Origin of the sequence: Agromyces sp. NPDC127015, from assembly GCF_042725165.1 — a bacterium.
Classification (GTDB): domain Bacteria; phylum Actinomycetota; class Actinomycetes; order Actinomycetales; family Microbacteriaceae; genus Agromyces; species Agromyces chromiiresistens.
This window is the reverse complement of record NZ_JBHXDI010000001.1, coordinates 1,068,227-1,080,160: the sequence shown is the minus strand read 5'-3', so window position 1 is coordinate 1,080,160 and position 11,934 is coordinate 1,068,227. Positions and strand designations below refer to the sequence as shown.

The window sequence follows — 11,934 nt, the reverse complement described above, 5'->3', positions numbered from 1 at the left end:
ACCCTGCGCCTCGTCTTCGCCGGAACGCCCGCCCCGGCCGTGCCCAGCCTCGAACGCCTCGCCGCGGGCCCCCACGAGATCGTCGGCGTCGTCACGCGGCCCGACGCCCCGCTCGGCCGCAAGCGAGTGCTCACGCCGTCGCCGGTGGCGGCCGCGGCCGAGCGGCTGGGGCTTCCCGTCGTGAAGGCCGCTCGGCTCGACGACGCGGCGACGGCCGGCATCGAGGCGCTCCGTCCCGATCTGGGCGTCATCGTCGCGTACGGCGGCCTCGTGCGCGAGCCGCTGCTCTCGCTGCCGCGACACGGGTGGATCAACCTGCATTTCTCGGCGCTTCCCGCCTGGCGCGGGGCCGCTCCCGTGCAGCACTCGATCATCGCCGGCGACGCCGAGTTCGCGGCATCCGTCTTCCAGCTGGTGCCCGAGCTCGACGCGGGCGACGTCTTCGCGGTGCACCGGCGCCCGGCCGCCGACGGGCTGACCGCCGGCGGCGCCCTCGAGCTGCTCGCCGACGAGGGGGCCGAGGTGCTCGCCGCGGTGGTCGACGGCATCGCCGGCGGCACGGCGGTCGCGGTGCCGCAGGCGGGCGAGCCGAGCTTCGCGCCGAAGCTCACGATCGACGACGGCCGCCTCGACTGGACGGGTGACGCACGCGCGGTGCTCGCGAGGTACCGCGGGGTGACCCCCGAACCGGGTGCGTGGACGACGATCGGCGGCGAACGGCTCAAGGTGCTCGAGGCGCGGCCGGTCGAGTTCGGGCAGGCGGGGGAGCAGGGCGTGCTCGCCCCCGGCGAGCTGCGCCCCGAGCGCCGGCGCGTGCTCGTCGGCACCGCGACCGAGCCCGTCGAGCTCGTGCGCGTGCAGCCCGCAGGCAAGGGCGCGATGGCCGGGGCCGATTGGGCACGCGGACTCGCGCCGGAGACGCGCACGCTCGAGTAGTGGCGCATCGCCGGGCCGGGCCGGCGCCGCGTACAGTTGACGGGTGAACGACGAACGCCGCTCCCGCACGCCCGACCGCAGACGCGCACCCGCGCAGGTCAGGGTGTCGCCGCCGCGCATCGTCGCATTCGAGGTGCTCGAGGCCGTCCGCGACGACGAGGCGTACGCCAACCTGCTGCTGCCGAATCGCATCGAGCGCTCCCGTCTGACCGAGGCCGACGCCGCGCTCGCGACCGAGCTCACGTACGGGACCCTCCGGATGCTGGGCTTCTACGACGCGGTCATCGCGATCGCCGCGGGCCGTCCCGTCGACCGCATCGACCCGCCCGTGCTCGACGTGCTCCGCCTCGGCGTGCACCAGCTGCTCTCGACTCGGGTGCCCACGCACGCGGCCGTCAACGAGCAGGTCGTCATCGCGAAGCGCGTCGCGCCGACGGCGAGCGGGTTCGTGAACGGCGTGCTCCGCACGATCTCGCGCACGAGCGCCGAGGAGTGGCGCGACGCGGTCGCCGCCGAGTACGACGGCGACGCCCGCACGGCCGTGCTCGCCTCCCACCCCGAGTGGGTCGTGCGCGCCCTGCGCGCCGCGCTCGACGGCGAAGGTCGCGCCGACGAAGTCGATGACCTGCTCGAGGCCGACAACGCCGCTCCGCGGGTGAACCTCGTCGCCCTGCCGGGTCTCGGCGACGAGGATGCCGCGGCGCTCGGCACCCCGAACCGTTTCTCGCCGATCGGCTTCACGGCCGACCGGCCGCTCGCCCTCGTCGCCGCGCACGAGGGCCGCGTCCGCGTGCAGGACGAAGGGTCGCAGCTCGCAGCACTCGCCCTCACGAGGGCGGCGCCGGTCCGTCCGGGGGAGCGTTGGCTCGATCTCTGCGCCGGCCCCGGGGGCAAGACCGCGATCCTCGCGGCGGAGGCGCTCGCCGCCGATGCGACGCTCGTCGCCAACGAACTCGTGCCCGCCCGGGCAGAACTCGTGCGCCGCGCGATCGCCGGCGTCCCGCTCGAGGTCCACGTCGCCGTCGGCGACGGACGCGAGACCGCGGCCGTCGCACTCGGTGCGGAGGGCGGCTTCGATCGCATCCTGCTCGATGCGCCGTGCACCGGACTCGGCGCGCTCCGGCGCCGGCCGGAAGCACGCTGGCGCAAGCAGCCCGCCGACGTGCCCGAGCTCACGAGGCTCCAGGGCGAGCTGTTCGACCATGCCGTGCGCCTGCTCGCACCCGGCGGCGTCCTCGCCTACGTCACCTGCTCGCCGCACACCGCCGAGACGCGCGGCACCCTCCGCGCGGGGCTGCAGCGCCACCCCGAGCTCGAGCAGCTCGACACGCGCGCGGTGCTGCAGTCGGTCGCGCGCGAGCAGCTCGATCTCGCCGGCGACGCCGAGACCGTGCAGCTGTGGCCGCACCGGCACGGCACCGACGCCATGTTCATCGCGCTCGTCCGCCGCAGCGCCTGAGGGCGGCACCACGCGGCCGAGGTCGGCGCCGGCACGAGGCATCCCGCCGCTGGCTAGGCTGCTGCCCATGACGACGCGCATCAACCCGAGCATCCTGGCCGCCGACTTCGCGAACATCGAGCACGAGCTCACCCGCATCGCGACCGCCGACCTGGTGCACGTCGACGTCATGGACAACCACTTCGTGCCGAACCTCACGTTCGGTCCGCAGATGGTCGAGCGCATCCAGGCGACGAGCCCGATCCCGCTCGACGTGCACCTCATGATCGACGATCCCGACCGCTGGGCGCCCGGCTACGCGGAGCTGGGCGCTGCGAGTGTGACGTTCCATGTCGAGGCCGCAAGCGATCCCGTCGCCGTCGCTCGCCGCCTGCGCGAGATCGGGGCCCGAGCCGGCATCGCACTGAAGCCCGGGACCGAGGCCGAGCCTCTCCTCGAGGTCCTGCACGAGTTCGACCAGGTGCTCGTGATGACGGTCGAGCCGGGGTTCGGCGGGCAGTCGTTCATGCCCGAGACCATGCCGAAGCTGCGGCGCGTGGCCGACGCCGTTCGCGCTCGCGGCCTCGACGTGTGGCTGCAGGTCGACGGCGGCGTCACGGTCGACACGATCGGCATCGCGGCCGAGGCGGGGGCCGACACGTTCGTCGCCGGCTCGGCGGTGTTCCGCGGCATCCCCGAGGACCAGATCGCCGCCCTGCGGGCCGCCGCAGCGACCCACGCGCACTGACCCCTCGCCGCCACCGGTAGTCTGTGAGCGTGAAGACCTTCGACGAACTCTTCGTCGAGCTGAGCGACAAGGCCCGCACCCGCCCAGAGGGTTCCGGCACCGTGCGCGAGCTCGACGCCGGCGTGCACGCCATCGGCAAGAAGATCGTCGAAGAGGCCGCCGAGGTGTGGATGGCCGCCGAGTACCAGAGCGACGCCGAGACGGCCGAAGAGATCTCGCAGCTGCTCTACCACCTGCAGGTGCTCATGCTCGCGAAGGGGCTCTCGCCGGCCGACGTGTACCGACATCTCTGATCGCGCCATGCCCGATCAGTTCCGTCGACACGAAAGCTCAGACATGCTCAGAATCGCCGTGCCCAACAAGGGTTCGCTCGCCGAGACCGCCGCGCAGATGCTGTGGGAGGCCGGGTACACCGGTCGCCGGGACCAGCGCGACCTGCACACCGCCGACCCGCGGAACGGGGTGGAGTTCTTCTACCTGCGGCCGCGCGACATCGCGACCTACGTCGGGTCGGGCGCGCTCGACGTCGGCATCACCGGTCGCGACCTCCTGCTCGACTCCGGGTCGGATGCCTCGGAGATCGCCCCGCTCGGTTTCGGCGACTCGACCTTCCGGTTCGCAGGCCCGGCCGGCCGGTTCGCCGAGCTCGGCGACCTCGAGGGCGTCCGCGTCGCGACGAGCTATCCCGGCCTCGTCGGCGCCTTCCTCACGGGCCGGGGCGTCACCCCGTCGAAGCTCGTGAAGCTCGACGGCGCGGTCGAGTCGGCCGTGCGGCTCGGCGTGGCCGACGCGGTCGCCGACGTCGTGTCGACGGGTGCGACCCTGCGTCAGGCCGGGCTCGAGATCTTCGGGCCCGTCATCCTCGAGTCCGAGGCGGTGCTCATCGGCTCGGGCGTCGACAAGCCCGGCGCGGCGACGCTGCTGCGGCGCCTCCAGGGCGTCCTCGTCGCCCGGCAGTACGTGCTCCTCGACTACGACGTGCCGGTCGAGCACCTCGAGCAGGCGACCGCTGCGGCGCCCGGCTTCGAGTCGCCGACGGTGTCGCCCCTGCACGACCCCGAGTGGGTCGCCGTGCGCGTCATGATCCCGCGCGTCGACATGAACCACGTGATGGACGAGCTCTACGCCCTCGGCGCTCGTGCGATCCTCGTGAGCGCCATCCACGCGGCACGGTTGTGAGGTGAGCGCATGAGCCTCGCCGTCCGCGTGATCCCGTGCCTCGACGTCGCCGCCGGCCGCGTCGTGAAGGGCGTCAACTTCCAGAACCTGCGCGATGCCGGAGACCCCGTCGAGCTCGCCGCCCGCTATGCCGAACAGGGCGCCGACGAGCTGACGTTCCTCGACGTGACCGCGACGGTCGACGACCGGTCGACGACCTACGACATGGTGCAGCGCGTCGCCGAGCAGGTGTTCATCCCGCTCACCGTCGGCGGCGGCGTGCGCTCGACCGACGACGTCGCGCGGCTGCTCGGCCACGGCGCCGACAAGATCGGCGTGAACAGCGCGGCGATCGCCCGGCCCGCGCTCGTGGCCGAGATCGCCGACCGCTTCGGCGCGCAGGTCTGCGTGCTGTCGCTCGACGTCAAGCGATCCGAACGCACCGAGTCGGGCTTCGTCGTGACGACCCACGGCGGCCGCACCGAGACCGACCTCGACGCGCTCGAGTGGGCCCGGCGTGCGATCGGGCTCGGCGCCGGCGAGCTGCTCGTGAACTCGATCGACGCCGACGGCACGAAGCAGGGCTTCGACCTCGAGCTCACCGCCCTCATGCACGAGCTGTCGACGGTGCCCGTCATCGCCTCCGGCGGCGCGGGTCGCGTCGCCGACTTCCCGCCCGCGATCGCAGCGGGCGCCGACGCGGTGCTCGCGGCCTCGGTCTTCCACAACGGCGAGCTGACGATCGGCGAGGTCAAGCAGGCGCTCGCGGCCGACGGAAGGATCGTGCGATGAACGAGAACCCGTCGACCGCGGAGCAGGCGCTCGAACGTGCCGTCTTCAATGATCAGGGGCTCCTGCCCGCCGTGATCCAGCAGTGGGACACCGGCGAGATGCTCATGCTCGGCTGGATGGACCGCGAGGCGCTGCGCCGCACGCTCACGGAGGGCCGGGTCACGTTCTGGTCGCGCTCGCGCCAGGAGTACTGGCGCAAGGGCGACACGTCGGGCCACGCCCAGTACGTGCGCTCGGCCGCGCTCGACTGCGACGCAGACACCCTGCTCGTGAAGGTCGAGCAGATCGGTGCGGCCTGCCACACGGGCACCCGCACCTGCTTCGACGGCGACCCGATCGACGTCGTGCAGGGGCGGCTTCCCGATGATCCGGCGCCTGTCGGCTGACGGACCGGCCACCCCGACCGACACACGCGACGAGGAGACACGATGACCGCCACGACGACCTTCGACGAGTTCTCGGGCCTGCTCGCCGGCCGTCGGGTGGTGCCCGTCGTGCGCGAGCTCTTCGCCGACGGCGAGACCCCGGTCGGCATCTACCGCAAGCTCGCCGAGGGGCGCCCGGGCACCTTCCTGCTCGAGTCCGCGGAGCAGGGCGGCATCTGGTCGCGCTACTCGTTCGTCGGCGTCTCGTCGTACGGCGTCATCACCGAGCACGACGACCGCGTCGAATGGCACGACCACGGGCTGTCGGCGGAGCGGGCGCTCGGCGAGGCATCCCGGCTGCCGCCGCTCGCGGCGCTCGAGGCGCTGTTCGAGCGCTGGCGCACGGAGGACGTGCCGGGCGCGCCGCCGCTGACCGGCGGCCTCGTCGGCTTCATCGGCTGGGAGGCGGTGCGCCAGATCGAGCACCTGCCCGACCGGCCGCCGGCCGAGTCCTCGATCCCTGGGCAGGCGTTCGCGTTCGTCGCCGAGCTCGTGGTCATCGACCACCGCACGGGCACCGTGCAGCTCATCGCCTCGGTGCTGAACGACACCGGCGCCGACGCCCGCGAGCTGTGGGACGACGCGCAGGAGCGCCTCGACCGCATGCAGCGGGGCCTCGCCACCCCGGCGGAGGCGTGGCTGGCCGAGATCGACCTCGCCCGGGCCGCGACGCCGACGCATCGCACCGCAGAGGCCGACTTCCTGGCGGCGGTGGACCGGTCGAAGGACTTCATCCGCGACGGCGACGTCTTCCAGGTCGTCATCTCCCAGCGATTCGAGCACGAGGCGACCGCGCCGGCGCTCGACGTCTACCGGGTGCTGCGCAGCCTCAACCCGAGCCCCTACATGTACTACCTCCACCTCGAGGATGCAGCGGGCGAGCCCTACTGGATCGTCGGGTCGTCGCCCGAGGCCCTCGTCAAGGTGCAGCACGGACGCGTCTTCACGCACCCGATCGCGGGATCCAAGCCCCGCGGTGCGACCCCCGAGGAGGACGCCGACCTCGAGGCGGCGCTCGTCGCCGACCCGAAGGAGCAGGCCGAGCACCTCATGCTCGTCGACCTCGCGCGCAACGACCTCGCGAAGGTCTGCGCAGCCGGCTCGGTCGAGGTGACCGAGTTCATGCGGGTCGAGCGGTTCAGCCACATCATGCACCTCGTGTCCTCGGTGGAGGGCGACCTCGAGCCCGGTGTGAACGCGATCGAGGTGTTCCGGGCGACGTTCCCCGCCGGCACCCTCTCCGGCGCGCCGAAGCCGCGGGCGCTCGAGATCATCGACGAGCTCGAACCCGCCCAGCGCGGACTGTACGGGGGAGTGGTCGGGTACTTCGGATTCGGCGGCGACGCCGACCTCGCGATCGCGATCCGCACGGCGGCGATCTCGGGGGGTGTCGCCCGCGTGCAGGCGGGTGCGGGCCTCGTCGCGGACTCCGACCCCGCGAGCGAGTTCGAGGAGTCGCGCAACAAGGCGGCCGCGCCGCTTCGGGCCGTCGCCGTCGCCAACGCGATGCGGAGGGTGGAGTCGTGAGCCGCGCCCGCATGAAGCTCCCCGCGATCATCGCCTCCGTGGTCGGATCGGGCCTCGCCCTGCTGGCGTGGAGCCAGACCTGGTTCGGCCTCGTCCTCGCGAGCGGCACCGGCGCGCACGTGAACGCCGAGGTCATCGCGGTACCCGGCAGCGTCGCCTCCCCGGCGCTGGCCGCGCTCGGCCTCGCCGGCCTCGCCCTCGCCGCGGCGCTCGCCCTCGCCGGTCCCGCGATCAGGGTCGTGCTCGGCGTGCTCGAGATCGTGCTGGGCGGATGCCTCGTGCTCGCCGCCTGGCTCGCACTCGCCGACCCCGTGGCCGCCGTCTCGGCGTCGGTCACCGAGGCGACGGGCGTCGCCGGCGACGGACCGACGGCCGAGCTCGTGGGCGCCGCCGTGGCGACCGCCTGGCCCGCCGTCGCCCTCGTCGGCGGCGTGCTCGTCGCCGCCGCCGGAGGACTCGTGCTCGCCACAGGGACCCGCTGGCCCGGATCCTCCCGCCGCTACCGCAGCGGCCTCGAACCCGCCGACGGCGCACCCGCCGTCGAGCGCGGCGCGGCCGAGCGCGCCGTCGACGACTGGGACGAGCTCAGCCGGGGCGACGACCCGACCGATGACACGACCGGCCCCGAACCGACCCGCTAGACTTGCGGGCGAAAACCCCCGCACGAAGGAGCATCATGAGCATTGAGACCGCAGATCCCGGCCACGGACACTCGCCCGCGGCGTGGACCTCCGTCACCATCATGCTCATCGCGTTCGTGATCGGCACGGTCGCGTTCTTCCTCGACGTGCAGTGGCTCGTCTGGGCGTCGGCAGGACTCCTCGTCGTCGGCCTCATCGTCGGCTGGGTGCTTGCCCGTGCCGGCTACGGTGTCGGCGGCGCGAAGGTCGCTGAGAAGGCGCACTAGGTGCTGGCCGAGCTGACGGCGAACGCGGTCGCCGACGCGCTCGCGCGCCGTGAGACGCGTCCGCTCGACGAGGTCGAGGCCGCCGCCATGGCTCGCCCGGCCGCACTCGACGCCCTGGCCGCCCTCCGGCCGGCGTCGCACGTCAAGGTCATCGCCGAGATCAAGCGCTCGAGCCCCTCGCGCGGCTCGCTCGCCGCGATCGCCGACCCTGCTGCGCTCGCGCGCAGCTACGAGCTCGGTGGCGCGAGCGCGATCAGCGTGCTCACGGAGCAGCGCAAGTTCGGCGGATCGCTCGCCGACCTCGAGGCCGTGCGCGCCGCGGTCGCGCTCCCGGTGCTGCGGAAGGACTTCATCGCGACGCCGTATCAGGTGTTCGAGGCTCGCGCCGCCGGTGCGGACCTCGTGCTGCTGATCGTGGCCGCGCTCGACGACCGGGTGCTGCGCGAGCTCTTCGACCTCATCGTCGAGCTCGGCATGACGCCGCTCGTCGAGACGCACTCGGCCGACGAGCTCGATCGGGCCGCCGCGCTCGGCGCACGCCTGATCGGCGTGAACGCCCGCGACCTCTCGACCTTCGAACTCGATCGCGACCTGTTCGGCCGACTGGCCGACCGATTCCCGGCCGACGCGATCCGTGTCGCAGAGTCGGCGGTGCTCTCACCGGCCGACGTCGCGCACTACCGCTCTTCGGGCGCCGACGTCGTGCTCGTGGGTGAGGCGCTCGTCACGGGCGACCCGATTGCCAATCTCTCAGCATTCCTGGCGGTGTGACATGGCGCTCAGAGCGCAGACCGGTCCGTACTTCGGCGACTTCGGCGGGCGCTTCGTGCCCGAGTCCCTCGTGGCCGCCCTCGACGAACTGGGTGAGGCGTACGACCTCGCGAAGCTCGATCCGGCGTTCGGCGCCGAACTCGCGGAGCTCGGCCGGAGCTACACGGGCCGGCCGTCGATCATCACCGAGGTGCCGCGGTTCGCGAAGCACGCCGGTGGTGCGCGCATCATCCTGAAGCGCGAAGACCTGAACCACACGGGCTCGCACAAGATCAACAACGTGCTCGGGCAGGCGCTGCTCACGAAGCGCATCGGCAAGCAGCGCGTGATCGCCGAGACCGGTGCCGGCCAGCACGGCGTCGCGACGGCGACGGCGGCGGCCCTCTTCGGGCTCGACTGCACCATCTACATGGGCGAGGTCGACACCGAGCGGCAGGCCCTCAACGTGGCCCGCATGCGCCTGCTCGGCGCCGAGGTCGTCGCGGTCACGGCGGGCTCGCGCACGCTGAAGGACGCGATCAACGAGGCGATGCGGGACTGGGTCACGAACGTCGAGACGACGAACTACATCTTCGGCACGGTCGCCGGCCCCCACCCGTTCCCCGAGATGGTGCGCGACTTCCAGAAGATCATCGGCGAGGAGGCCCGCCAGCAGGTGCTCGACCTCACGGGTTCGCTGCCGACGGCGGTGGCGGCGTGCGTCGGCGGCGGCTCGAACGCGATCGGGATCTTCCACGCCTTCCTCGACGACGAGGGCGTCGGCCTCTACGGCTTCGAGGCCGGCGGCGAGGGCGTCGACACTGAGCGGCACGCGGCCACCATCACGATGGGCCGGCCCGGTGTGCTGCACGGCGCCCGCAGCTACCTCCTGCAGGACGAAGACGGCCAGACGATCGAATCGCACTCGATCTCGGCAGGACTCGACTACCCCGGCGTCGGACCCGAGCACTCCTGGCTCGCCGCCATCGGGCGGGCCGAGTACCGCCCGGTCACCGACGACGCTGCGATGCAGGCGCTGCGCCTGCTCACCCGCACCGAGGGCATCATCCCGGCCATCGAGTCGTCGCACGCGCTCGCGGGCGCACTCGAGCTCGGTCGCGAGCTCGGCGACGGCGCGACGATCCTCGTGAACCTCTCCGGCCGCGGCGACAAGGACATGGACACCGCGGCGCGGTACTTCGAGCTCTACGACGAGGAGGCCGGCGAATGAGCGCCCGCAGCACGGTCGGCCCGGTCATCGCTCGGCGCAACGTCGAGGCATCCGGAGCCCTCATCGGGTACCTCCCGGTCGGATTCCCGACACTCGACGAGAGCGTCGAGGCCGCCGTCGCCCTCGTCGAGAACGGCGTCGACGCGCTCGAACTGGGCCTGCCGTACTCCGATCCCGTGATGGACGGCCCGGTGATCCAGGCGGCGACCCAGCAGGCGCTCGCGAACGGCTTCCGCCTCGCCGACGGCTTCGAGGCCGTCCGGCGCATCACCGAGCGGGTCGACGCTCCGGTGCTCGTCATGACGTACTGGAATCCCGTCGTGCAGTACGGCGTCGAGCGGTTCGCCGACGACCTCGCCGCCGCCGGGGGAGCAGGCCTCATCACGCCCGACCTGATCCCCGACGAAGGCGCCGAGTGGATCGCCGCATCCGAGCGAACCGGGCTCGACCGGGTCTTCCTCGCGGCACCGACGTCGACCGATGCGCGCATCGCGCGCGTGGTGGAGGCGAGCCGGGGCTTCGTGTACGCCGTGTCGACCATGGGCATCACCGGTGCGCGCGCCGATGTCGACCGTGCGGCGCGTGGCGTCGTCGAGCGCCTGCAGGCCGCCGGTGCGCCCGCCAGCTGCGTGGGCGTCGGCATCTCGACGGCCGCGCAGGTCGCCGAGGTGCTCGAGTACGCCGAGGGCGCGATCGTGGGCTCGGCGCTCGTGAAGGCCCTCGCCGACGGCGGGGTCCGCGGGGCGGGCGACCTCGCCGCGGAGCTCGCACGCGGCACTCGACCCGAGTGATCGATCCAGCCCGAGTGAAGTACGCTGACTGAGGCCCTCGCGGCCGACGTCTCTTTCGAGGAAAGGCAGCCCCCGAGTGATCGCACCGCTCAGCATTCCGAGCCCCGACGAGCAGTGGCGGATTCTGGTCGAGATTCCGGTCCCGTGGGGGGTCATCCCGATCCATACCTACGCGATCTGCATCCTCATCGGCATGGTGCTCGCGGTCATCATCACGTCGCGGCGGCTCACGAAGCGCGGCGCTGAGCCGGGCATCGTAATCGATGTCGCACTCTGGGCGATCGTGCTCGGGATCATCGGCGCCCGCATCTATCACGTCCTGACGCACCCGAACGACTACTTCGCCGGACAGGAGTGGTGGCGAGCGTTCGCGATCACTGAGGGCGGAATCGCGATCTACGGTTCGCTCATCGGCGGTGCGGTCGGCGTATTCATCGGATGCCGCATCACCGGCCTCCGGTTCCTGTCGTTTGCCGACGCACTCGCCCCCGGCCTCCTCGTCGCGCAGGCGTGTGGCCGTCTCGGAAACTGGTTCAATCACGAATTGTTCGGTCAGCCCACGGACCTGCCGTGGGGACTCGAGATCGAATCGTCGAACGCCGCCTGGCCGCAGGGACTCGCAGAGGGTACGTTGTTTCATCCGACCTTCCTCTACGAGATCGTCTGGAATCTCATCGGTGTTGCGGTCATCGTCATGCTTGAACGGAAGATCAACCTGCGCTGGGGCAAGGCGTTCGCGATCTACCTCATCTGGTACGGGCTCGGTCGTTCGTTCTTCGAGTCGATCCGCGTCGACCCGAGCGAGATGTTCCTCGGCATCCGCGTGAACGTCTGGACCTCGTTCGCCGCGATCGTGCTCGGCATCGTGCTGTACCTCGTGCAGCGCCGTCGCCACACGGGTGACGAGCCCAGCCCGTACGTTCCCGGACGTGAATGGAAGGGCCCCGACGCTGAGGTAGACTCAGACGAAATCGAGTCCGACTCAGACTCTCTCGACGACGGCGTCGAGGGCGAGAACGACCCCCAGGGCGAGACGGCGGCCACAAGCCCGAGCCGTACCACCTCGTAGGCAGGCCGCCCCACCCGTTCTCCGAAGCGACGCCGCACCATGCGTCGTGCATCCCCGTGTAGGGCCGATGGCGTCCCCGCTTCCCCTTAGTTGATGAGGACGGTTCCCTGTGTCGCTCACTCCTCCCTTCTCGCGGTTCGGAACCGTTCCGCCTGCCCAGGG

Annotated in this window: 14 protein-coding genes; all 14 read left to right on the top strand. The window is 72.0% G+C overall.

Going from position 1 to position 11,934, the window contains the following annotated elements; all coding sequences use genetic code 11:
• Positions 1-3: 3 nt before the first annotated feature.
• The 14 genes from fmt to lgt all read left to right on the top strand — a co-directional run bounded on the left by fmt (position 4) and on the right by lgt (position 11,772).
• A complete protein-coding gene (gene fmt, locus ACFWGP_RS05020; RefSeq protein WP_376930431.1) occupies positions 4-936 on the top strand; it encodes a methionyl-tRNA formyltransferase in 933 nt (310 codons plus the stop codon).
• Between the two features lie 43 nt (positions 937-979).
• On the top strand, positions 980-2,395 hold the full coding sequence (locus ACFWGP_RS05015; protein WP_376930241.1) for an RsmB/NOP family class I SAM-dependent RNA methyltransferase: 1,416 nt from the start codon (positions 980-982) through the stop codon (positions 2,393-2,395).
• A gap of 67 nt (positions 2,396-2,462) precedes the next feature.
• A complete protein-coding gene (rpe, locus tag ACFWGP_RS05010; RefSeq protein ID WP_275506922.1) occupies positions 2,463-3,122 on the top strand; it encodes a ribulose-phosphate 3-epimerase in 660 nt (219 codons plus the stop codon).
• Positions 3,123-3,151: 29 nt separating this feature from the next.
• Positions 3,152-3,415 carry a phosphoribosyl-ATP diphosphatase gene (locus ACFWGP_RS05005; RefSeq protein WP_157424159.1) on the top strand — a complete coding sequence of 88 codons (264 nt, stop codon included), beginning with the start codon at positions 3,152-3,154 and terminating at the stop codon, positions 3,413-3,415.
• 43 nt (positions 3,416-3,458) lie between these two features.
• Positions 3,459-4,301, top strand: a complete 843-nt coding sequence (gene hisG, locus ACFWGP_RS05000; protein WP_231430909.1) for an ATP phosphoribosyltransferase — start codon at positions 3,459-3,461, stop codon at positions 4,299-4,301.
• A gap of 9 nt (positions 4,302-4,310) precedes the next feature.
• On the top strand, positions 4,311-5,072 hold the full coding sequence (hisF, locus tag ACFWGP_RS04995) for an imidazole glycerol phosphate synthase subunit HisF (RefSeq protein WP_231430910.1): 762 nt from the start codon (positions 4,311-4,313) through the stop codon (positions 5,070-5,072).
• On the top strand, positions 5,069-5,458 hold the full coding sequence (gene hisI / locus ACFWGP_RS04990; protein WP_231430911.1) for a phosphoribosyl-AMP cyclohydrolase: 390 nt from the start codon (positions 5,069-5,071) through the stop codon (positions 5,456-5,458). Before hisF ends, hisI begins: the two co-directional genes overlap by 4 nt.
• Before the next feature lie 42 nt (positions 5,459-5,500).
• Positions 5,501-7,024 carry an anthranilate synthase component I gene (locus ACFWGP_RS04985; RefSeq protein ID WP_231430912.1) on the top strand — a complete coding sequence of 508 codons (1,524 nt, stop codon included), beginning with the start codon at positions 5,501-5,503 and terminating at the stop codon, positions 7,022-7,024.
• Complete coding sequence (locus tag ACFWGP_RS04980; RefSeq protein ID WP_275506925.1) at positions 7,021-7,665, top strand: Trp biosynthesis-associated membrane protein; 645 nt, start codon at positions 7,021-7,023, stop codon at positions 7,663-7,665. The genes ACFWGP_RS04985 and ACFWGP_RS04980 overlap by 4 nt, the downstream gene beginning before the upstream one ends.
• 35 nt (positions 7,666-7,700) lie before the next feature.
• Positions 7,701-7,931, top strand: a complete 231-nt coding sequence (locus ACFWGP_RS04975) for a DUF6704 family protein (protein WP_231430914.1) — start codon at positions 7,701-7,703, stop codon at positions 7,929-7,931.
• The gene (trpC, locus tag ACFWGP_RS04970; protein ID WP_231430915.1) at positions 7,932-8,702 is read left to right on the top strand and encodes an indole-3-glycerol phosphate synthase TrpC; all 771 of its coding nucleotides are present in this window, start codon (positions 7,932-7,934) and stop codon (positions 8,700-8,702) included.
• A gap of 1 nt (position 8,703) precedes the next feature.
• Positions 8,704-9,912 carry a tryptophan synthase subunit beta gene (gene trpB / locus ACFWGP_RS04965; protein WP_275506926.1) on the top strand — a complete coding sequence of 403 codons (1,209 nt, stop codon included), beginning with the start codon at positions 8,704-8,706 and terminating at the stop codon, positions 9,910-9,912.
• Entirely contained in the window at positions 9,909-10,703 is a 795-nt protein-coding gene (trpA, locus tag ACFWGP_RS04960; protein WP_376930240.1) for a tryptophan synthase subunit alpha, read from the top strand. The genes trpB and trpA overlap by 4 nt, the downstream gene beginning before the upstream one ends.
• A gap of 76 nt (positions 10,704-10,779) precedes the next feature.
• A complete protein-coding gene (lgt, locus tag ACFWGP_RS04955) occupies positions 10,780-11,772 on the top strand; it encodes a prolipoprotein diacylglyceryl transferase (RefSeq protein WP_376930239.1) in 993 nt (330 codons plus the stop codon).
• Positions 11,773-11,934: the final 162 nt, after the last annotated feature.